The 20,613-nt window shown below is 52.5% G+C and carries 19 protein-coding genes and 1 pseudogene; 11 read left to right on the top strand and 9 right to left on the bottom strand.

What is annotated here, in order from left to right; genetic code table 11:
* The first annotated feature begins 226 nt into the window (after window positions 1-226).
* On the top strand, window positions 227-1,525 hold the full coding sequence (locus tag FDW96_RS22780) for an MFS transporter (protein ID WP_137366355.1): 1,299 nt from the start codon (window positions 227-229) through the stop codon (window positions 1,523-1,525).
* Here FDW96_RS22780 and FDW96_RS22785 read toward each other — a convergent pair.
* From FDW96_RS22785 to trxC, 5 genes are all read right to left on the bottom strand, one after another.
* Window positions 1,522-1,857 carry a YfiM family lipoprotein gene (locus FDW96_RS22785; RefSeq protein ID WP_373562177.1) on the bottom strand — a complete coding sequence of 112 codons (336 nt, stop codon included), beginning with the start codon at window positions 1,855-1,857 and terminating at the stop codon, window positions 1,522-1,524. The two genes, FDW96_RS22780 and FDW96_RS22785, sit on opposite strands and share 4 nt — an antisense overlap.
* Window positions 1,858-1,889: 32 nt before the next feature.
* Window positions 1,890-3,245 carry a CDP-diacylglycerol--serine O-phosphatidyltransferase gene (gene pssA, locus FDW96_RS22790; protein ID WP_038642732.1) on the bottom strand — a complete coding sequence of 452 codons (1,356 nt, stop codon included), beginning with the start codon at window positions 3,243-3,245 and terminating at the stop codon, window positions 1,890-1,892.
* Between the two features lie 114 nt (window positions 3,246-3,359).
* Window positions 3,360-6,020: a protein lysine acetyltransferase gene (pat, locus tag FDW96_RS22795; protein WP_042306626.1), complete on the bottom strand. Its 2,661-nt coding sequence runs from the start codon at window positions 6,018-6,020 to the stop codon at window positions 3,360-3,362.
* 36 nt (window positions 6,021-6,056) lie between these two features.
* Window positions 6,057-6,755: a tRNA-uridine aminocarboxypropyltransferase gene (gene tapT, locus FDW96_RS22800; RefSeq protein ID WP_137366356.1), complete on the bottom strand. Its 699-nt coding sequence runs from the start codon at window positions 6,753-6,755 to the stop codon at window positions 6,057-6,059.
* Between the two features lie 69 nt (window positions 6,756-6,824).
* Window positions 6,825-7,244: a thioredoxin TrxC gene (trxC, locus tag FDW96_RS22805; RefSeq protein ID WP_003037559.1), complete on the bottom strand. Its 420-nt coding sequence runs from the start codon at window positions 7,242-7,244 to the stop codon at window positions 6,825-6,827.
* Between the two features lie 207 nt (window positions 7,245-7,451).
* Here trxC and FDW96_RS22810 point away from each other — a divergent pair, with 207 nt between their 5' ends.
* Window positions 7,452-8,531 carry a tRNA/rRNA methyltransferase gene (locus FDW96_RS22810; RefSeq protein WP_137366357.1) on the top strand — a complete coding sequence of 360 codons (1,080 nt, stop codon included), beginning with the start codon at window positions 7,452-7,454 and terminating at the stop codon, window positions 8,529-8,531.
* A 33-nt stretch (window positions 8,532-8,564) separates the two neighbouring features.
* Here FDW96_RS22810 and ung read toward each other — a convergent pair whose 3' ends face one another.
* Window positions 8,565-9,254 carry a uracil-DNA glycosylase gene (ung, locus tag FDW96_RS22815; RefSeq protein WP_042306632.1) on the bottom strand — a complete coding sequence of 230 codons (690 nt, stop codon included), beginning with the start codon at window positions 9,252-9,254 and terminating at the stop codon, window positions 8,565-8,567.
* Between the two features lie 317 nt (window positions 9,255-9,571).
* On the opposite strand from ung, the gene grcA reads away from it, so the two are divergent.
* Window positions 9,572-9,955 (top strand): autonomous glycyl radical cofactor GrcA, encoded by a 384-nt coding sequence (gene grcA, locus FDW96_RS22820; RefSeq protein ID WP_005121223.1) that lies wholly within the window; start codon window positions 9,572-9,574, stop codon window positions 9,953-9,955.
* Between the two features lie 78 nt (window positions 9,956-10,033).
* On the opposite strand, the gene eamB is transcribed toward grcA, so the two are convergent.
* Window positions 10,034-10,621, bottom strand: coding sequence for a cysteine/O-acetylserine transporter (eamB, locus tag FDW96_RS22825; protein ID WP_137366358.1), 588 nt, complete (start codon window positions 10,619-10,621; stop codon window positions 10,034-10,036).
* 102 nt (window positions 10,622-10,723) lie between these two features.
* On the opposite strand from eamB, the gene FDW96_RS22830 reads away from it, so the two are divergent.
* Window positions 10,724-11,620: a LysR family transcriptional regulator gene (locus FDW96_RS22830; RefSeq protein ID WP_137360549.1), complete on the top strand. Its 897-nt coding sequence runs from the start codon at window positions 10,724-10,726 to the stop codon at window positions 11,618-11,620.
* Window positions 11,621-11,638: 18 nt separating this feature from the next.
* On the opposite strand, the gene srmB is transcribed toward FDW96_RS22830, so the two are convergent.
* Window positions 11,639-12,967 (bottom strand): ATP-dependent RNA helicase SrmB, encoded by a 1,329-nt coding sequence (gene srmB, locus FDW96_RS22835; RefSeq protein ID WP_137366359.1) that lies wholly within the window; start codon window positions 12,965-12,967, stop codon window positions 11,639-11,641.
* A 130-nt stretch (window positions 12,968-13,097) separates the two neighbouring features.
* On the opposite strand from srmB, the gene trmN reads away from it, so the two are divergent.
* The gene (gene trmN, locus FDW96_RS22840; RefSeq protein WP_137366360.1) at window positions 13,098-13,835 is read left to right on the top strand and encodes a tRNA(1)(Val) (adenine(37)-N(6))-methyltransferase TrmN; all 738 of its coding nucleotides are present in this window, start codon (window positions 13,098-13,100) and stop codon (window positions 13,833-13,835) included.
* On the opposite strand, the gene nadB is transcribed toward trmN, so the two are convergent.
* Complete coding sequence (nadB, locus tag FDW96_RS22845) at window positions 13,820-15,442, bottom strand: L-aspartate oxidase (RefSeq protein ID WP_137366361.1); 1,623 nt, start codon at window positions 15,440-15,442, stop codon at window positions 13,820-13,822. The genes trmN and nadB overlap by 16 nt on opposite strands.
* Before the next feature lie 262 nt (window positions 15,443-15,704).
* Between nadB and rseD the strand changes: the two are divergent.
* The 6 genes and pseudogenes from rseD (at window position 15,705) to lepA (ending at window position 20,611) form a co-directional block, all read left to right on the top strand.
* Window positions 15,705-15,870 (top strand): annotated as a pseudogene (rseD, locus tag FDW96_RS22850) (rpoE leader peptide RseD).
* Complete coding sequence (gene rpoE, locus FDW96_RS22855; protein ID WP_003037573.1) at window positions 15,867-16,442, top strand: RNA polymerase sigma factor RpoE; 576 nt, start codon at window positions 15,867-15,869, stop codon at window positions 16,440-16,442. The pseudogene rseD and the gene rpoE overlap by 4 nt, the downstream one beginning before the upstream one ends.
* A gap of 31 nt (window positions 16,443-16,473) precedes the next feature.
* On the top strand, window positions 16,474-17,124 hold the full coding sequence (gene rseA / locus FDW96_RS22860) for an anti-sigma-E factor RseA (protein ID WP_008785497.1): 651 nt from the start codon (window positions 16,474-16,476) through the stop codon (window positions 17,122-17,124).
* The gene (gene rseB, locus FDW96_RS22865; protein WP_042306644.1) at window positions 17,124-18,080 is read left to right on the top strand and encodes a sigma-E factor regulatory protein RseB; all 957 of its coding nucleotides are present in this window, start codon (window positions 17,124-17,126) and stop codon (window positions 18,078-18,080) included. Before rseA ends, rseB begins: the two co-directional genes overlap by 1 nt.
* Window positions 18,077-18,541: a SoxR-reducing system protein RseC gene (gene rseC / locus FDW96_RS22870; RefSeq protein WP_042306646.1), complete on the top strand. Its 465-nt coding sequence runs from the start codon at window positions 18,077-18,079 to the stop codon at window positions 18,539-18,541. Before rseB ends, rseC begins: the two co-directional genes overlap by 4 nt.
* A gap of 270 nt (window positions 18,542-18,811) precedes the next feature.
* Window positions 18,812-20,611, top strand: a complete 1,800-nt coding sequence (lepA, locus tag FDW96_RS22880) for a translation elongation factor 4 (protein ID WP_042306650.1) — start codon at window positions 18,812-18,814, stop codon at window positions 20,609-20,611.
* Window positions 20,612-20,613 lie beyond the last annotated feature (2 nt).

Here is a 20,613-nt window from a genome sequence, read left to right on the forward strand (position 1 = left end):
CCTGCCGGATGGGCTTTTTTGCGTCTGTGCGAAATGAAACCTGCCCGTTGCCTTATCCGACCTTCGACTCTATTTCCTCAAACATATCTGAATCCTTTCTCTGCTAATTAAAACCGTGACTTATATCTCATAATTAATTATAACAATTATATAACATTTAATTTACCAAAAAAGACACAACTAGCATTGATAAATTCACGCGATCCTTGGCAGGGGTATAATTCGAATGGCTGATAGCAGTGTAACTGAGAACGGGGCGCTGACAGACGGCGATACTCGTCGCCGTATTTGGGCGATTGTTGGAGCATCATCAGGGAATCTGGTCGAATGGTTTGATTTCTATATCTACTCTTTCTGCTCTCTCTATTTTGCACATATCTTTTTTCCCTCAGGAAACACCACCACCCAACTTTTACAAACTGCCGGCGTTTTTGCCGCAGGCTTTCTGATGCGCCCTATCGGCGGATGGTTGTTTGGTCGCATCGCCGATAAGCACGGGCGTAAAAAATCCATGCTGTTGTCAGTTTGTATGATGTGTATGGGATCGTTGGTGATCGCTTGTCTTCCGGGGTATGAAACGATTGGTACCTGGGCTCCTGCGCTACTGCTGCTGGCCAGATTATTTCAGGGGCTGTCTGTCGGCGGTGAATACGGGACCAGCGCTACCTACATGAGTGAAGTGGCTATTGAAGGTAAGAAAGGTTTTTATGCTTCATTCCAGTACGTAACGTTAATTGGCGGGCAGCTACTGGCATTGCTGGTTGTGGTCATTTTGCAGCAAACGTTAGAAGACTCTGCGCTCAGAGAGTGGGGATGGCGTATTCCATTTGCGCTGGGTGCAGTGCTGGCTATTGTCACGCTATGGCTGCGTCGTCAGCTGGATGAAACCTCGAAACAGGATGTTCGTGCATTAAAAGAAGCGGGCTCTCTGAAAGGTCTGTGGCGTAATCGCAAAGCCTTTGTCATGGTGCTTGGCTTTACCGCTGCTGGCTCGCTGTGTTTTTACACCTTCACAACCTATATGCAGAAGTACCTGGTTAACACCGCCGGTATGCATGCCAACGTAGCCAGCGGGATTATGACGGCGGCACTGTGTGTATTCATGCTGGTACAACCATTGTTTGGCGCTTTGTCAGATAAAATTGGCAGACGTACTTCCATGCTATGCTTTGGCGCATTAGCCGCGATTTTTACCGTTCCCATTCTGACAGCGTTGCAAAACGTGACGTCTCCGTATATGGCGTTTGCTCTGGTAATGTGTGCCTTGTTAATCGTGAGTTTCTATACGTCTATCAGCGGCATTCTGAAGGCAGAGATGTTTCCGGCGCAGGTGCGCGCCCTGGGGGTTGGGTTATCTTATGCAGTGGCGAATGCCCTGTTTGGTGGTTCAGCCGAATATGTTGCCTTATCCCTGAAATCCATCGGTATGGAAACGACATTCTTCTGGTACGTTACCGCGCTGGCAGTCATCGCATTTTTAGTATCGCTGATGCTGCATGGCAAGGGGAAAGGGCTGCGCCTCTAATGATGTGCCAGTTGCCAGACTGCATAGCCGGTTGAGGCGCCCGCAACATCCCAGGCAAAGTCCTTCCAGCTCCAGCCGCTCCCAGCGGGGCGGCTGTCCCACAGCTCTTTTGATGCGCCCAGGCTGACTGAGAACATCAAACCAATAGCCGCACTGCGATCGCGGCTGTAACCCTGATGCTGGGCATATTCATTGCCGGCTGCGGCAAGCATGGCGGAGGCGATAAAGTGTTGAGCTTTGTCTTGTCCGCTCCAGCGGTCGTTTGCCATGTGGCTGCAGCCCGAAATAGCCAGGACACTGGTAAGAATAAACAGGCGCACCGTTGCCTCCATAGGAAAAACCCCGTCACTGGACGGGGTCTTGGTTACAGAATACGGCTAATTAATCTGTCGATACGAATACGGCGTAGTCGACGGATGAGTTTGCGCACCTTGACTGGATAGTCAGCAATGCTTTGCAGGTCGCGGTAGTGCTTCACCACGGTGGTATGCGTGCGGATAAGCTCCAGCTCTTTATCGCGCTGGGGCGCCAGCTCTTGCTTAGGATCGTGGATAAGGATGGCGTTTTCCAGATCCAGACGCCAGGCTCGAGGATTGAGGTTGTTGCCGGTGAGCAGCATCCATTTATCATCAACCCACATGCCTTTCAGATGATAAGTGTTGTCATCATCTTTCCATAAGCGCACGACCAACTGATCGGTATTCACATAATATTGCAGTCTGCTCAGAAAACGGCGCAGATTAATTTCATAAAGATAAGGCAGCGCGCCGATGATTTTAAAAGGTTCATCTTCCGGGATGTAAAAGTCGTTGGCAGTTTTATCACCGACAATGATTTCGACCTTTTTCCCTTCACGCAGCAGCTGAATGATATTGCGCACCAGTATGGCGGGCAGGTTGAAATAAGGGGTACAGATCGTGAGTTTGTGCTCTGCGCAGGGCATGAGGTGGAAAATAGTCTTATTTAACAGACTGGATTTTCCGAGTCCAACCAGCGGCGTAACAGAAAGCTGTTCATTATCCGCATCCCCCTGAAAATGGAATGACGCATCCCGCAGTTCCTGACGGTACAAGCGAATGTCGTTTTTAATTTCCGGGCTTTTAGGGCGATTGATATCATCAAGACGATTAACGCCGCGACCATTCATCAGGTTTTGCGCCACCCAATTGAACATGATATCGGCCATTTGCGCGTTGCGAATCAACTGATAACGGTCGTAGCGATATTTATCATGCTGATGCAGATAAACATCGTTCAGGCTGGCACCGCTATACAGGACGCTGTCATCGATGATAAAGCCTTTGAAATGCAGAACGCCAAGGGCTTCGCGCGTGTTAATCGGCACGCCATAGACAGGAATATCGATACCAGGGTTTTCTTGCGCCATGCGGCAATACCAGTCAGCGTTGGTATTTGATGCCGCAGCACCAATGCGCCCGCGTTGGGCTCGGTGCCAGTCGACAAGCACCCGGACATCCAGTTCAGGACGCTGCCGTTTTGCCGCATAGAGCGCGTCGAGTATGCCTTTGCCACCGTCATCCTGTTCCAGGTACAGCGCAATAATGCAGATCCGTCGCGTCGCGCTGGCTATTTTTTCCAGCAGAGTCTCCCTGAAATTAGCGGGAGCATAAAAGAAATCTACATCATCAACTGACTGAGAAATCTTGGGTAGTTGGGCAAGGTGTTGTTGATGTTTATTACGCTTAAATTTTGACAACATCACAGTGCATTTCTTCTCTGTTCATTGAAGGGTCCTCTGTGCTATGCAGACGACATAAGCGGGCAATGATACCACCAGTACCCATTAATGTGGTCAACATTTCCAGTACCTTACTCACGATTCCTCAAATTGGGCCAGATTAAGCGTTAGCCCAACAATCCCCTCTTCGAGTTGGACGTCAACAACGAACCCGAGTTTCCGGGCCAGGGCGACCATACCGCGATTGTTTGGCATCGTAATACCATTCAAACGTCTAAGTCCGTGATCTCGGGTATAGGCAATTAATTTTTCCATCAATCGGCGACCCAGTCCAAGTCCTTTGAGATCAGAACGAACCAGGACGGCAAACTCGGCATCTACGTTATCAGGATCCGAGATAGCTCGCGTCACGCCGAGGATCTCTTCATGATTATCTCTACAACGCACAGCGACAAAGGCCATTTCACGATCGTAGTCGATCTGTGTCATATTGGCTAAATCTTCATGGGTAAATTCGTTGATCTCACTAAAATAGCGATAATAAAGATCTTCTTTTGTTACCTGAGAAATGAACTGCTGCAGATGAGGTTCATCCTCTGGCAAAATGGGGCGGAACAGGCAGCGCTCGCCGTTCTTCAACTCCACCCACTCTTCAAGCTGATGAGGGTAGGGACGTACAGCCAATCTGCTTTCGTTATCGCCTGTGAAGGGGGCAATGTCCAGCGTGACATCCAGCGCGGTAAATTCACCGGCGGAGGCCAGCAGCGGATGGATATCCAGACGCTGAATTTCCGGACAATCGACGATCAGGTTGGATACCTGCACCAGAAGCTGGCTTAGTCCGGCGATATCCAGTGGGCGTAGTGCGCTACGAGCGCGGATCTTCTTATTTTTGATCCCTTGGATCACCAGATAACGCGCCAGATTCATGTTCAATGGCGGCAATGCCACCACGGCTTGCTCTTCTGGTCGCCACTCAACCCCACCTTCACCCAGCATAATCAGTGGGCCAAATACCGGATCGTGTTCAACGACGACGCGAAGCTCCTGAGCGCCAGCGCGATTCGCCATGCTTTGCACTAATAAACCGTGGATGCGCGCCTGCGGCCAGGCCATTTTCACCCGATCAAAAATCGCGTTCGCGGCCTGCTGTACCTCTGTTGCCGTTCTCAGGTAGAGCATTACCCCCTGAACTTCCGACTTATGCGGGATATCAGGTGAACGCAGCTTGAGCGCCACCGGATAGCCGATCTGCTCTGCGATATGCACAGCTTCCGCGCTGTCGCTGGCGATCCAGGTCGGGAGCGTGTGTAAGCCATAAGCTTGTAAAATCGGCTGCACTTCATGGGTGTCCAGCGATGTGGCTCCTTCGGCAATCGCCTGCTGTAACAGATTATGCGCCTCGGCGGTGTTAGTGGTCAGGTAGTCCGGTAGCGCAGGCGTTTCTCGCAGTTGCTTCTGGTTACGCCGATACTCGACCATATGCATAAACGCGGTGATGGTCCCTTCCGGCGTACGGTAGGTGGGCAACCCTGCTTCGCTAAATAGCCTACGGGCTTCCTGAGAAGAAAACTCCCCGCACCAGTTGGTCAGTAAGGAGATAAATTTCCCTCGTGGATGCTGCTTTACTGCTTCGATCAACGCTTGTGCGCTTTCGGTCCCGGGGGCGGCGGCGCTGGGCGAATGAATCACCATCAGCGCGTCGAAGTCCTGACTGGCGAGCAAAATATCCAGGGCTTTTACATAGTGTTCGCTACTGGCATCGTCACGCAGATCCAGCGGGTTGCCGATATCAACATGGGCTGGTAGCGCATCGCGTAATTTCTGACAGGTATCTTCACTCAGCGTGGCGAGTTTGCCATTTTTCGACCATAGCTCATCCAATGCCAGTGCGGCAGGTGCGGCGCCGTTACTGATGATCATCAGCCTGTCACCACGCAGCGGGCGCATGTGACTCAGGGTTTCGACCGCTGAGAACAGCTCGTGAGTGTCTTGTACTCGCAATAAACCGGCGCGCTGGATAGCTGCGTCCCAGGCTGGGTCCATTCCGGCGCTGGTGTGCAGTAAACGCTGCGCTGCCGGGCTACGGCCACTCTTAATCACCAGAATGGGTTTGTTGCGCGCGGCGCTACGGGCGGCAGAGACAAAGCGCCGGGCATCGCTCAAATGTTCGAGATAGAGCAATATCGCGCTGGTTTTGCTGTCGCGTGCCAGGTAATCCAGTAGTTCATCAACGTCGATATCCAGGCTGTCACCCAGCGCGATGAAGTAAGAAAAGCCCATTTCTCTCTGCTGTGCCCAGTCGAGTATGGTATTGGATACGGCGGCGGATTGAGAGATAAAAGCCAGCTTGCCGCGCTTAATCGGGACGGGGGAAAAGCTGGCGTTAAGCCCCTGCCAGGGGGCGAGAAGTCCCAGGCTGTTGGGACCCAGCAGGCGTATTTTATAGCGTGAGGCGCAGGCCAACAGTTCTGCATGTTGGGCCGCGGGAGCCGAAAGAATAATGCAGGTTTTACAGCCTTTCTCGCCAAGTGCTTCGAGTAATGCCAGGTTACGGCTGGCATTGGTGCACAATACGGCGAGGTCGGGGCTAAAAGGCAAGCTACTGATATTGGGCCAGGCCAGTACACCCAATACCGCTTTCCAGGCGGGCGTCACCGGTAGAACTGGCCCATTGAAACCGCCGGCAAGCAGATTACGCATCATCAGGTAACCCGCGCGGTTAGGCTTCATCGACGCCCCAATCACCGCAATGGATTTCGGTCGCAGTAGTGCTTCCAGACCACGTTGACTCATATCGGCTTCCTTAATGACTCCAGTGACCGAATGATTTTAAACGCTTTCTGTGGAGTCTGCTGTGACGCTCCCCTGATGTTGGGTTTTTCCTGCCAGGTAACGGGTTTTAAAGCGAGTGAAGTGATCGCTTAACCCTTCCGCAGCTTGCGTATCACCAGCCAGATCCAGCAAAGCGATAGCCACTTCGGCAGTACAGTATTGCCCTTCGGCGTGAATACCACGCAGGTGATAAGCAGAAAGGCGCGATAAATCAACGGAGATCACCGGCAGGTTGTCGAGGTACGGGCTTTTGCGGAACATTTTACGCGCTTCCGGCCAGGTGCCATCGAGCATGATAAACAATGGTGGTTTACCGGTTGGCGGCGTGAAAATCACTTCGCGCTTTTCGCCCGCATATGAAGCCGGGAACACGACCATCGGCTGGTAATCAGGATTTTTCACCAGATCAAGCAGCGCCTGCGGCGGTTCGGTGCGTGACCACTGAAAAGCCGCGGTATCTGGCAAAATATCGGCGATTAAACGTCCCGTATTGCTGGGCTTCATTGGCTCGGTATCAAACATGACCAGACAAAAACGGCTTTTGGCCTCAGACGGTACTAACGTTGCGCATAAGCAGAGCTTTAGCGGCAGCAGGCAGCGCTGGCAGCGACGAATACGGTTACCTCGGGCGAGGAAAGGACGCGTGGCGCGCGCGAGGCGCTCAGCGCGTAACTGAAGAACTGCGTTATCGGTCATGGGGGAACACGTTGAAAAACGCTATTGTCGCAGAGGTGAAAACGGGGCACAAGATGCGCCCCGCAGAGATTATAGTGATTCGTTAAGCCAGCTATCAAACGGTGCCTTAGGGACGGCGCCATTGAGCATGTCGACGATTTCACCTTTTCTGAAGATCATGATGGTCGGAATACTGCGGATACCGAAGCGGGCGCTGAGTTCACGCTCGGCTTCCGTATTCACTTTAACAAAACGCACTTTACCGCTACGCTCTTCCGCGACATCTTCAAAAATTGGGGCAAAGTTACGGCATGGCCCGCACCAGGGGGCCCAAAAATCAACCACCACCGGGAGATCGTCTTTTAACAGTTTATCCAGTGTTTCACCGGTCGCATTGATCACCTCCCCATCAAACAGGTCGTGACCACAGCGTCCGCATTTAGCCGCTTCCTGGACACGATCGTCGGGAATGCGGTTGATAGCCTGGCAGCTGGTACAAACGGTATTCATAACTAACCTCTGGATGAGTAGTGTGGACTTCATGGCAGTGACGCCAGTATGTTTCTATTATGTTACATATTATCGGGGAGTCTGTTCTAAACAACAATGCGTTTTATTCAATGAGTACAATAGTCCTTAGCTTTTAAATGAAATAATGGCTAACGACGTGCACATCGGGTAATCTGCGCGCTTCGCGCAGAGCAGGTGGAGAAAAACATGAGCGACGAACTGAAGAACAAAAACGGCAAGGTCAAAGTGATGTACGTCCGCAGTGACGATGACTCGGATAAACGCACCCAAAATCCACGTACTGGTAAAGGCGGCGGACGCCCCGGTACTTCCCGAGCCGAAGGCGGTCGTCGCCCTGCCCGTGATGACAGAAAGGGGCCGAACAGCGAACGCGGTCGTGAACGTGGTCGTGACCGCGATGCAGAACGCGATCGCAGACGTGAAGATTCACCATGGCGTACCGTGTCCCGCGCACCGAATGATGATGTTGCGGATAAAGCCGAGCATGGCGGTATTAGCGGCAAGAGTTTTATCGATCCTGAAGTCTTACGTCGTCAGCGCGCGGAAGAAACCCGCGTTTACGGTGAGAATGCTTGTCAGGCTTTGTTCCAGAGTCGCCCGGACGCTATTGTTCGCGCCTGGTTTGTGCAGAGCGTCACCCCGCGCTTTAAAGAAGCATTACGCTGGATGGCGGCAAACCGTAAAGCCTACCATGTGGTTGACGAAGCTGAGCTGGCGAAAGCTTCCGGTACTGAGCACCATGGCGGTGTTTGCTTCCTGATCAAAAAACGTAACGGTACCACCGTTAAGCAGTGGGTGGGTCAGGCTGAGGCGCAGGATTGCGTACTGGCTCTGGAAGACATCGCTAACCCGCACAACCTGGGCGGAATGATGCGTAGCTGCGCCCACTTTGGTGTGAAAGGCGTGGTGGTACAGGACGCGGCGCTGCTGGAATCAGGTGCGGCAATCCGTACCGCTGAAGGTGGCGCAGAGCACGTTCAGCCGATCACCGGTGACAGCATTGTCGATGTGCTGGACGACTTCCGTAAGGCAGGTTACACGGTAGTGATGACCTCAAGCGTGAAAGGCAAACCGTTGTTTACTACCACGCTGCCGGAAAAAATGGTGCTGGTATTAGGGCGCGAGCGTGAAGCGCTGCCGGAAGCGGCATGCTCAGCTGACGACCTGTGCGTGGCGATTGACGGTACGGGTAACGTTGAAACGCTCAACGTATCTGTGGCAACCGGCGTACTGCTCGCGGAGTGGTGGCGTCAGAACAAAGCCTGATAATAAAAATGCCAGCGAATCGCTGGCATTTTTTTACTCGCTTTCTGCTGGTAACACCGGCGTCCAGTCAATCGGTTTTTCACCTCGTTGTTCCAACCATTCATTGGCCAGTACAAAGTGATTGCAGCCAAAGAAACCGCGATGTGCTGAGAGCGGTGACGGATGCGGCGCTTTCAACACATGGTGACGTTGGGTATCAATAATCGCGCCTTTCTTTTGTGCGTGTGAACCCCAGAGCAAGAAAACGACGCCTTCGCGATGCTGATTAATCAAGCTGATGACTTTATCGGTAAAGGTTTCCCAGCCCAGGCTGGCGTGAGAATGTGCCTGGCCGGCGCGGACAGTGAGTACGGTATTAAGTAACAGCACCCCCTGACGTGCCCAGCTTTCCAGATAGCCGTGCGTTGGGCGCGTGAAGCCAGGAATCGTCGCTTCCAGCTCTTTGTACATGTTCAGCAGCGATGGGGGAGTGGCAATACCCGGACGAACAGAGAACGCGAGACCGTGTGCCTGGCCTGGACCGTGGTAAGGATCCTGCCCCAGGATGACGACTTTCACGTCGCCAAGTTCGGTAAAGCGAAAAGCGTTAAACACATCTTTTTGCGGCGGGTAAATTGTCATACCCGACTGACGCTCGCCAGCGACAGTATGTAGCGTGTTAACAAAATAAGGCTGCTGTTTCTCATCTGCCAGCACATCGTGCCAGGTTAATTCGGTGGCCATCTCGCTCTCCTGCGAATTTTCAATCCCTCTAGCTTAACTGCTTCTTACTACGTCGCAAAATTCTCTACGTTTCTCAACGGCCTGGGTCCTAAAGATAGTTGAAAATTTATGTAAAAAGTTTAGCTGTGTACGTGGCGTAAGTTGATGTAAAACAATAAAATCCACCAATCACCACTTTTCATGTGTGGTTTTTGTTGATTTAAATCAAAGATTCGAGGGTGTGTGAGGGGTATATATACACTCAAGCAACAATGGTTTTACCAATTGGCCGGATGACGGCCAACCGAGATCAAATAATTTTGCCGGGGAGGCATCAAATGATTACAGGTATCCAGATTACTAAAGCTGCAAACGACGACCTGCTGAACTCTTTCTGGCTGCTGGACAGCGAAAAAGGCGAAGCACGCTGCATCGTTGCGAAAGCAGGTTTCAATGCAGATGACGTCGTTGCCGTCAGCAAACTGGGTGAAATCGAATACCGTGAAGTGCCGGTAGACGTACAGCCGGAAGTCCGCGTGGAAGGTGGTCAGCACCTGAACGTGAACGTTCTGCGTCGCGAAACGCTGGAAGATGCGGTTAAGCATCCGGAAAAATATCCGCAGCTGACCATCCGTGTGTCTGGTTATGCGGTACGTTTCAACTCTCTGACCCCAGAACAGCAGCGCGACGTTATTGCTCGTACCTTTACTGAGAGCCTGTAAGGCTCGCGGGGAATAACCCCGTTTAGCAGAGAATCAAAAGCGGAAGATGCCAGCGCGTCTTCCGCTTTTTTATATCCGTTAGTAAAAAATTCGTACTGCGCAATACACTAACAGCAGCGCCAGAATGATGTTCAACTGTCGGCCGTAACGGCGAAAGAGACGCTGAAAAAGATGGCCTGCCAGCGCCCAACATGCATTACCAAAGGTGCCGATCAGCGCCAGCAGAATACTCACCCCAATCAGCCAGTGAGCTTCCTGCGTATAGGGCAGTACAAACGTGGATAACGCAGTAATGCCGTACAAAATGATTTTGACGTTAACAAACTGCAAGCCAAAACTCGCCCAGAAACCGATCGGTTCGGACTGCAAATTATCGTTTGCCGCCGGGCTGGTGGCGATTTTCAATGCCAGCCATAAGATATATGCCGCGCCTGCCCAACTGAGCCAGTGGATGATGGCCGGATCCATCGCGGCAAGCGAAAACGAAATCCCGGCACACATCAGCATGACGATTAAAAAGCCCAGACTCATCCCGGCAAGCACGCGCGTACTCTGGCGAAAACCGTGTGACGTCGCAGCACTGAGCGCAAGGATATTGTTGGGTCCGGGGGTTAGCGCGGTAATCAATGTATAGGTCCAGAATGCACTTAAAAGCATGGGGGTCACTTGTCATCTCCTCTGTTTTGGTAGACAGTACCCGAGTTAAAACATTTAAAAAAATGAATGTTTTTGCATTCTCAGTTCGATGATTTCGATGGGTTGGTGCGGATGGATTTACGTCGGTTTATTACGTTAAAAACGGTGGTGGAAGAGGGCTCGTTCCTGCGGGCGTCGCAAAAACTTTGCTGTACGCAATCGACCGTCACGTTTCATATTCAACAGCTTGAGCAAGAGCTATCGGTGCAGCTGTTCGAAAAAATTGGCCGCAGAATGTGTCTCACCAGTGAGGGTAAACGGTTGATGCCGCATATACACGACCTGACCCGCGTGATGGCATCGATTCGCCAGTCAGCGCAGCAGGATGCGCAGCCGAGCGGCGAGCTACGCGTTGCGACCGGCGAAACACTGCTGGCGTATAAAATGCCGCAGGTATTACAGCGTTTTAAACAACGCGCGCCTCATGTGCGGTTGTCCTTACAGTCGCTCAACTGCTATGTCATTCGCGATGCGTTGCTTAGTGATGAGGTTGATCTGGGCGTGTTTTATCGTGTTGGTAATGACGATGCACTTGAGATGATAGCGCTGGGCGATCAGTCACTGGCGCTGGTTGCGTCGCCTCTGCTGCAGCATGTTGATTTCACCCGGCATAACCAGCACATTCCCTGCAGCTTTATCATTAATGAGCCGCAATGTATTTTCAGACAACGCTTCGAGGGCTTACTGCGTAAGCGTCAGATTACGCTGGAAAATACGATTGAATTATGGAGTATTGAGAGCATCAAGCACTGCGTATCGGCAAATCTTGGCGTCAGTTTTTTGCCGCGTTTTACCATTGAGAAGGAGCTCCGTTCAGGGGAATTGGTTGAGTTACCGTTCAGCGAACAGCCGGAGTTAATTACGGCATTGTGCGGTTACCATGCTGGAAAAGTCGTTAGCCCGGCGATGCGGGTGTTTATTGAGTGTATTGAAGAGAGCTTTGCGACGCATGAAAAAATGCCGGGCTAAACGGCCCGGCATACGGTTTTACTCTTTGTCGGATTGCTGGGGAGCAGCTCCGCTCGGCTTACGACGTTTGCCGATATTTTTGGCGTCGCGGTGACGTTTCTTCACGCGCGGTTTCTCTTTTTCTTTGGCTTTTTGCTCGGCGCGCTTCGCCAGCACTTTCTTGGACGGCTTGCCGTTAGATTTCTCACTTGGTGCGCGAGTCGTCGGACGCAGCTCGTCAATAACGCGTGCTTTCAAAGGTTCGTCGATATAGCGGCTCGCTTTACCAAGCAGCAGGTGGTCGTGCGCTTCAACCAGAGAAATCGCGGTACCTTTACGGCCAGCGCGACCTGTGCGACCAATGCGGTGCAGATAGGCATCACCACTACGTGGCATGTCATAGTTAAACACATGGCTAACGTCAGGAATATCGATCCCGCGGGCGGCAACATCGGTCGCAACCAGTACGTTCACACGACCATCGGTCAGGCGTTTGATCGCTTCGTTACGCTTAATCTGTACCATCTCGCCTTCGAGATAGCAGTTATTAATGCCAGCCTGGCGCAGCCAGCCTGCCAGTTCGTGCACACGCTCACGCTTACGTACAAAAACAATCGAACGGGTTGCTTCCGGCTGTTTTAACAGATGGATCAGCAAAGCCGTTTTGTGCTCGATGTCATCGGCACGGTAGTAAAATTGGTGGATCTTCTTGCGTTCGCGGGTCGATGGATCCGCCGATACTTCGACCGGATCTTCCAGCAGGCGCTCGGCAAAATCTTTAATCGCGTCGCCTTCCAGCGTGGCAGAGAACAACATCGTCTGCTTACGCCAGCGGGTTTCACCGGCGATATGTTCGATGTCCTGGGCAAAGCCCATGTCCAGCATACGGTCTGCCTCATCGAGGATCAGCGTTTCAACCGCGTGGCAGTCGAAGTTCTCTTCTTTGATGTATTGCAGCAGACGACCGGTGGTGGCGACCACGATATCCTGGTTTTCGCTAAAGACTTCCATGTGGTTCATGTAAGCCACGCCGCCGGTAATCGTGGCGACATCCAGATGCGTATTCTTCGCCAGTTCGCGGGCGTGTTCGGCAACCTGCATCGCCAGTTCGCGCGTTGGCGTCAGAATTAAAATGCGCGGTGGGCCAGATTTTTTGCGCGGGAAGTCGAGCAGGTGCTGCAACGCTGGCAGCAAATATGCCGCCGTTTTACCGGTGCCTGTCGGCGCAGAACCGAGTACATCACGGCCATCGAGCGCAGGCGGAATGGCGGCAGCCTGAATGGCGGTCGGGCGAGTGAAACCTTTTTCCTGGAGGGCATCCAGAAGGCTTTCATCGAGTTCAAGTTCGGAAAAAGTCGTTACAGTCATGTTCTACCTCTGTGTGGGGCGCTGATTATAGACGTTACGGCTGCAATCTTCATCTGTTTGTATGGATATAGCTTCTCAGGTATTGTTTTTATCCTATGCTATCGTTTTTTTTCCAGGAAGGTTGTTCTTCATGCCCCAGTCTACATCCGTACTTAGACGTAATGGATTTACATTTAAGCAGTTTTTTGTGGCACACGATCGTTGTGCAATGAAAGTCGGAACGGACGGTATTTTATTAGGGGCATGGGCCCCCGTTGCGGGCGTAAAACGGATCCTGGATATTGGTACCGGGAGCGGCCTGTTGGCGCTGATGCTGGCCCAGCGCACTGATGAAAATGTCATCATTGACGCCGTGGAGCTTGATGTTGACGCCGCGCAGCAGGCGCAGGAGAACATCGCGCAATCTCCGTGGATGCATCGCGTCAGCGTTCATACAGCAGATGCGCAGCAATGGATACCGCGCCAGACCGTGCGTTTTGATTTGATTATCAGCAATCCACCCTATTATGAACAGGGAGTGGAATGCGCCACGCCGCAGCGCGAGCAGGCACGTTATACGACCGCACTTGATCATGAAGCATTGCTAGCACTGGCGGCGGGGAGTATTACAGAAGATGGTTTTTTTTGTGTCGTGCTGCCGGAACAAATTGGTAATGCCTTTACCCAGCGGGCATTAAGTATGGGCTGGCATTTGCGTTTACGTACGGATGTGGCAGAAACTGAGGCCCGGCTACCGCATCGTGTATTGTTGGCATTCTCCCCGCAGGCCGGGGAGTGCTTTAGCGACAGGTTGGTTATCCGTGGGCCAGACCAACGTTACTCTGAAGGTTACACGGCGCTGACCCAGGCGTTTTATCTGTTTATGTGATGACTTAGCGGTGAGAGGATGGACGGGCCTGACTCGGGAAGTTGTTCAGGATAATCCAGCGTGTAGTGCAGGCCCCGACTCTCTTTGCGCATCATGGCGCAGCGTACAATCAGCTCGGCAACCTGCACCAGGTTGCGCAGTTCCAGCAAATTGTTCGACACGCGGAAATGAGCGTAATACTCGTCGATTTCCTGTTGCAGCATGGTGATACGGCGCAGAGCGCGTTCCAGGCGCTTGGTTGTACGCACAATTCCGACGTAGTCCCACATAAATAAGCGCAGCTCATGCCAGTTATGCTGAATCACCACCAACTCATCCGGATTTTCCACACGACTTTCATCCCAGGCGGGAAGTGTGGTGACGCCGCGTGCGTAAGGCATTCGCCTGTCGATATCTTCAGCGGCTGACCAGCCGTAAACCAGGCACTCAAGCAATGAGTTCGACGCCATACGGTTGGCGCCATGCAGGCCGGTGTAGCTCACTTCGCCGATGGCATACAGACCGTCGACGTCCGTGCGGCCAAAGTCATCAACCATCACGCCGCCGCAGGTATAGTGCGCGGCAGGAACGATAGGGACCGGCTCTTTGGTCAAATCGATGCCCAGTCCGAGCAGTTTTTCATAAATCATCGGGAAATGCTGACGAACAAATGCTTCCGGTTTGTGGCTGATGTCGAGGAACATGCAGTCAGCGCCCAGGCGTTTCATCTCGTGGTCAATGGCACGGGCGACAATATCGCGGGGAGCCAGTTCGCCACGCTCGTCAAAATCGGGCATAAAGCGCGAGCCGTCCGGGCGCTTCAGGTGTGCGCCTTCGCCACGCAGCGCCTCGGTCAGCAGGAAATTGCGCGCCTGCGGATGATACAGCGCAGTTGGGTGAAACTGGTTAAATTCAAGATTGGCGACACGACATCCTGCGCGCCAGGCCATCGCAATCCCGTCCCCCGAGGAGATATCAGGATTGGTGGTGTACTGATACACTTTTGACGCGCCGCCGGTAGCTAACACCACTGACTTCGCATGGCAGGTTTCGACAGCTTCTTTATTACGATTCCAGAGCCAGGCGCCGACCACCCGACGCGTTCCCGGCAGACCGATCTTATCGGAGACAATCAGGTCTACGGCATTGCTACGTTCAAGAACCCGAATGTTGGGATGATTTTGCGCCCGGCTGACAAGGGTGGTTTCGACTTCTTTACCGGTGGCATCCGCAGCATGCAGGATGCGTCGATGGCTATGACCACCTTCACGGGTCAGGTGATAACTCTCTTCACCGTTGGGCTGAACCTGTGTATCAAACAACACGCCCTGATCGATAAGCCACTGCACACAGGTGCGGGCATTGCTGGCGACAAATTCAACCGCATGACGATCGCACAGTCCGGCCCCGGCAACCAGCGTGTCTTCAACGTGGGAGTCGATACTGTCGGTTTCATCGAAAACCGCGGCAATACCGCCCTGAGCATAAAACGTCGAGCCTTCGCTAACAGGACCTTTGCTCAGTACAATAACCTGATGTTTCTCAGCCAGCCGCAGCGCCAGTGAGAGTCCGGCAGCTCCGCTGCCAATGATCAGCACGTCACAGGATAATTCAGGAGTTGTATTCATGATTTTTGTTTAATTTACTAAACACTGTTTGCTCACAATAGCACCACGACGCGCGTTACTGCACGTTTTATTTTTAAATGTGTTGCAATGGCTAAACATGAAAGAAAAGTAAGACGAGGATGAAATGAGCAAAATTATTTTGTGAAGCAGGCCGTTAGCATCAGATTATGTGATGAAATAAAGTGGCCGTTGGGTTACTCTGCAAGCGGTGAAATGGGCATTTCTTACAGATAGTGCGTTGATCGGGTTATGTAGACTTATAATGAGAGATAAGACCTGTCTACAACATGACAAACAAAAAACAAATGCGTAACGGAACTTTACGAAACTTGAGCACTCTAAGCATTTGCTTGCTCATAGTGAAGCTTATGGAGTGGCGTTTCGACAGCGCGTGGAAATTTGGTTTGGGGAGACTTTACCTCGGATGAGCGAGCAGTTAACGGACCAGGTCCTGGTAGAACGGGTCCAGAAGGGAGATCAGAAAGCCTTTAACCTACTGGTAGTCCGCTATCAGCATAAGGTGGCGAGTCTGGTTTCTCGCTATGTACCGTCGGGCGATGTACCCGATGTAGTACAAGAAGCATTTATCAAGGCCTATCGTGCGCTGGACTCGTTCCGGGGGGATAGTGCTTTTTATACCTGGCTGTATCGTATCGCAGTCAATACAGCGAAGAATTACCTGGTCGCTCAGGGGCGTCGTCCACCTTCCAGTGATATAGATGCGATTGAAGCAGAAAACTACGAAAGTGGCGGTGCACTGAAAGAAATTTCGAACCCTGAGAACTTAATGTTGTCAGAAGAACTGAGACAGATAGTTTTCCGAACTATTGAGTCCCTCCCGGAAGATTTACGCATGGCAATAACCTTGCGGGAGCTGGATGGCCTGAGCTATGAAGAGATAGCCGCTATCATGGATTGTCCGGTAGGTACGGTGCGTTCACGTATCTTCCGAGCGAGGGAAGCTATTGATAATAAAGTTCAACCGCTTATCAGGCGTTGACGATAGCGGGATACTGGAAAAGGTATTAGGCATGCAGAAAGAAAAACTTTCCGCTTTAATGGATGGCGAAACGCTGGATACTGAGTTGCTTAAAGAGCTAACTCATGACCCGGAAATGCAAAAAACCTGGGAGAGTTATCACCTGATTCGCGATTCCATGCGAGGTGATACCGCCGACGTTCTCCATTTCGATATTTCCGCCCGCGTAATGGCTGCCATCCAGGATGAGCCAGTACGTCAGACGGCGCCATTGATTCCTGAGGCCCAGCCAGCACCGCACCAGTGGCAGAAAATGCCATTCTGGAAGAAAATGCGTCCGTGGGCCGCGCAGCTTACCCAAATGGGCGTGGCTGCGTGTGTATCACTTGCAGTTATTGTTGGCGTCCAGCACTATAATGGTCAATCTGAAACGTCCCAGCAGCCCGAAACGCCGGTATTCAATACATTACCGATGATGGGTAAAGCCAGTCCGGTAAGCCTGGGTGTACCTTCTGACGCGACAGCCAGCGGCGGTCAGCAACAGCAGGTACAGGAGCAGCGTCGTCGTATTAATGCCATGTTGCAGGATTACGAACTGCAACGTCGACTGCACTCTGAACAGCTTCAGTTTGAGCAGGCGCAAACACAGCAAGCCGCTGTGCAGGTGCCAGGAATTCAAACTTTAGGAACGCAATCGCAGTAATGAAGCAACTTTGGTTTGCCATGTCACTTGTGGCTGGTAGCCTGTTCTTCTCTGTAAACGCCTCGGCCAATCCTGCGTCCGGGGCGTTGTTGCAGCAGATGAATCTGGCCAGCCAGTCGCTAACCTATGAGCTGTCATTTGTCAGCATCAATAAACAGGGTGTTGAATCCCTACGTTATCGCCATGCCCGCCAGGATAACCGTCCGTTAGCACAACTGCTGCAATTGGATGGACCGCGCCGGGAAGTGGTGCAACGTGGCAATGAAATTAGCTATTTCGAGCCTGGGCTCGAACCGTTCACGCTGAACGGCGACTATATCGTTGACTCTCTGCCATCCCTGATTTATACCGACTTCAAACGCCTTGCACCCTACTATGATTTTATCTCAGTAGGCCGCACCCGCATTGCTGATCGGCTCTGTGAAGTGATCCGCGTTGTCGCTCGTGACGGCACCCGTTACAGCTATATCGTCTGGATGGACACGGAGACCAAACTACCGATGCGTGTCGATCTCCTCGATCGTGATGGTGAAACGCTGGAACAGTTCCGCGTCATCGCCTTTACCGTAAACAACGGCGTTAGCGATAGCATGCAGACGCTGGCGAAAGCCAATCTACCGCCGTTGCTGTCGGTTCCTGCGGGTGAAAAAACCAACTTCAACTGGAGCCCGTCATGGTTGCCGCAAGGCTTTAGTGAGGTCTCCAGCAGTCGACGCCCGCTGCCGACCATGGATAACATGCCGATTGAATCACGCCTTTATTCGGATGGCCTGTTCAGTTTCTCCGTGAACGTAAACCGCGCGACGCAAAACAGCACCGATCAACTGCTGCGAACCGGGCGTAGAACGGTCAGCACCAGCGTGCGTGATAACGCGGAAATTACGATAGTTGGCGAGCTTCCACCACAAACGGCGAAGCGTATCGCAGACAATATCAAGTTCAGGGCCGCACAATGATCAAAGAGTGGGCAACAGTCGTTTCCTGGCAAAATGGTCTGGCGACGGTCAGCTGTGATGTGAAAGCGTCATGTAGCAGCTGTGCTTCCCGGGCCGGGTGTGGGAGCCGCGTGCTGAATAAACTTGGACCGCAGACCACACATACTATTGTGGTACCCAGCGATGAGCCATTGGCCCCTGGTCAAAAAGTTGAGCTGGGCATTGCCGAGAGGAGCTTGTTGGGATCGGCGATGCTGGTTTATATGTCTCCACTGGCGGGTCTCTTTCTTTTCGCGGCACTGTTCCAGGTGCTATTTGGCTCCGATCTGGCGGCATTAAGCGGGGCTGTACTGGGTGGCGTGGGTGGATTCCTGATCGCCCGCGGATATTCCCGTAAGCTTGCTGAACGTGAAGCCTGGCAGCCGGTCATTCTGAACGTTGCCCTCCCGCCCGATCTTATTCGCGTCGAAACCCAGCAGTGATATTTTTGTCTGATGGCGCTGCGCTTATCAGGCCTACCGCGTTTTCAGATGCAGGCGTAGGCCGGATAAGGCGTTTATGCTGCCATCCGGCAAAAGTTTCACCGACTTTGTAAGGTTGTTTCCAGTTCCCGCTATCCTTGCTCTATGAACATTTCCTCGCCTCAGCGTTGTAGTGTAGAATGCGGCGTTTCACTTAAACAGACGTTAAGCTCAGATCAGCGACTTCTCAGAGCCTGCTCAGGCGGGCGTAAGGCACAATAATTACTCTATATGAAGAACATACGTAACTTTTCAATCATAGCTCACATCGACCACGGTAAATCGACGCTGTCTGACCGTATTATCCAGATCTGCGGTGGCCTGTCTGACCGTGAAATGGAAGCGCAGGTTCTCGACTCGATGGATCTTGAGCGTGAGCGCGGTATTACTATCAAAGCGCAGAGCGTGACGCTCGATTTCAAAGCATCTGATGGTGAAACCTATCAGCTTAACTTTATCGACACCCCGGGCCACGTCGACTTCTCATATGAAGTTTCCCGCTCGCTTGCCGCCTGTGAAGGCGCACTGCTGGTGGTTGACGCCGGGCAGGGTGTAGAAGCGCAAACGCTGGCCAACTGCTACACCGCCATGGAAATGGATCTGGAAGTGGTGCCGGTACTGAACAAAATTGACCTGCCGGCCGCTGACCCTGAGCGCGTAGCGGAAGAAATTGAAGATATCGTCGGTATCGACGCCACCGACGCAGTACGCTGCTCGGCGAAAACTGGCGTAGGTGTGACCGACGTTCTTGAACGTCTGGTGCGCGACATTCCGCCGCCGGAAGGTGATCCGGAAGGCCCGTTGCAGGCGCTGATTATCGACTCCTGGTTCGATAATTACCTGGGCGTGGTTTCGCTGGTGCGTATTAAAAACGGCACCATGCGTAAAGGTGACAAAATTAAAGTGATGAGCACCGGTCAGGTTTACAACGCCGACCGTCTGGGCATCTTCACGCCAAAACAGGTTGATCGTACCGAGCTGAAATGCGGCGAAGTAGGTTGGTTGGTTTGTGCGATTAAAGACATCCTTGGCGCCCCGGTTGGTGATACCTTAACTTCCGCGCGTAACCCGGCAGACAAACCGCTGCCAGGCTTCAAAAAAGTGAAGCCTCAGGTTTACGCCGGTCTGTTCCCGGTGAGCTCTGACGACTATGAAAACTTCCGCGATGCGCTCGGCAAGCTGAGCCTGAACGACGCCTCCCTGTTCTACGAACCGGAAAGCTCCAGCGCACTGGGCTTCGGCTTCCGCTGTGGCTTCCTCGGCCTGTTGCATATGGAGATCATTCAGGAACGTCTGGAACGTGAATACGATCTGGATCTGATCACCACCGCGCCGACCGTAGTGTATGAAGTGGAAACCACGGCGAAAGAGACTATCTACGTCGATAGCCCATCTAAGCTGCCGCCGCTGAACAACATCTACGAACTGCGCGAGCCGATCGCCGAATGTCACATGCTGCTGCCGCAGGCGTACCTTGGTAACGTCATCACGCTGTGTATCGAGAAACGTGGCGTACAGACCAACATGGTTTATCACGGTAACCAGGTCGCTCTGACCTATGAAATTCCGATGGCGGAAGTGGTACTCGACTTCTTTGACCGCCTGAAGTCGACCTCCCGCGGCTATGCGTCGCTGGACTATAACTTCAAGCGCTTCCAGGCGTCTGACATGGTGCGCGTTGATGTCCTCATCAACAACGAACGTGTCGATGCGCTGGCGCTGATCACTCACCGCGACAACTCCCAGAGCCGTGGCCGTGAGTTGGTCGAGAAGATGAAAGATCTGATCCCGCGCCAGCAGTTTGATATCGCGATTCAGGCGGCCATCGGCACGCACATCATCGCGCGTTCAACGGTGAAGCAGCTGCGTAAAAACGTTCTGGCGAAATGCTACGGTGGCGATATCAGCCGTAAGAAAAAGCTGCTGCAAAAACAGAAAGAGGGTAAAAAGCGCATGAAGCAGATCGGTAACGTCGAACTGCCGCAGGAAGCCTTCCTCGCCATTCTGCATGTCGGTAAAGACAGCAAATAATC

This window comes from Citrobacter sp. TBCS-15 (genome assembly GCF_005280815.1).
GTDB classification, from domain to species: Bacteria; Pseudomonadota; Gammaproteobacteria; order Enterobacterales; family Enterobacteriaceae; genus Citrobacter; species Citrobacter werkmanii.

Bases quoted from the DNA above. Each gene is read 5' to 3' on its own strand.
- pat (WP_042306626.1), bottom strand. From the start codon at position 6,020: ATGAGTCAACGTGGTCTGGAAGCACTACTGCGACCGAAATCCATTGCG.
- rseC (WP_042306646.1), top strand. From the start codon at position 18,077: ATGATCAAAGAGTGGGCAACAGTCGTTTCCTGGCAAAATGGTCTGGCG.
- lepA (WP_042306650.1), top strand. From the start codon at position 18,812: ATGAAGAACATACGTAACTTTTCAATCATAGCTCACATCGACCACGGT.
- rpoE (WP_003037573.1), top strand. From the start codon at position 15,867: ATGAGCGAGCAGTTAACGGACCAGGTCCTGGTAGAACGGGTCCAGAAG.
- nadB (WP_137366361.1), bottom strand. From the start codon at position 15,442: ATGAATACAACTCCTGAATTATCCTGTGACGTGCTGATCATTGGCAGC.
- pssA (WP_038642732.1), bottom strand. From the start codon at position 3,245: ATGTTGTCAAAATTTAAGCGTAATAAACATCAACAACACCTTGCCCAA.
- trxC (WP_003037559.1), bottom strand. From the start codon at position 7,244: ATGAATACCGTTTGTACCAGCTGCCAGGCTATCAACCGCATTCCCGAC.
- FDW96_RS22780 (WP_137366355.1), top strand. From the start codon at position 227: ATGGCTGATAGCAGTGTAACTGAGAACGGGGCGCTGACAGACGGCGAT.
- srmB (WP_137366359.1), bottom strand. From the start codon at position 12,967: ATGACTGTAACGACTTTTTCCGAACTTGAACTCGATGAAAGCCTTCTG.
- FDW96_RS22810 (WP_137366357.1), top strand. From the start codon at position 7,452: ATGAGCGACGAACTGAAGAACAAAAACGGCAAGGTCAAAGTGATGTAC.
- FDW96_RS22785 (WP_373562177.1), bottom strand. From the start codon at position 1,857: ATGGAGGCAACGGTGCGCCTGTTTATTCTTACCAGTGTCCTGGCTATT.
- rseB (WP_042306644.1), top strand. From the start codon at position 17,124: ATGAAGCAACTTTGGTTTGCCATGTCACTTGTGGCTGGTAGCCTGTTC.
- rseA (WP_008785497.1), top strand. From the start codon at position 16,474: ATGCAGAAAGAAAAACTTTCCGCTTTAATGGATGGCGAAACGCTGGAT.
- FDW96_RS22830 (WP_137360549.1), top strand. From the start codon at position 10,724: ATGGATTTACGTCGGTTTATTACGTTAAAAACGGTGGTGGAAGAGGGC.
- ung (WP_042306632.1), bottom strand. From the start codon at position 9,254: ATGGCCACCGAATTAACCTGGCACGATGTGCTGGCAGATGAGAAACAG.
- tapT (WP_137366356.1), bottom strand. From the start codon at position 6,755: ATGACCGATAACGCAGTTCTTCAGTTACGCGCTGAGCGCCTCGCGCGC.
- grcA (WP_005121223.1), top strand. From the start codon at position 9,572: ATGATTACAGGTATCCAGATTACTAAAGCTGCAAACGACGACCTGCTG.
- trmN (WP_137366360.1), top strand. From the start codon at position 13,098: ATGCCCCAGTCTACATCCGTACTTAGACGTAATGGATTTACATTTAAG.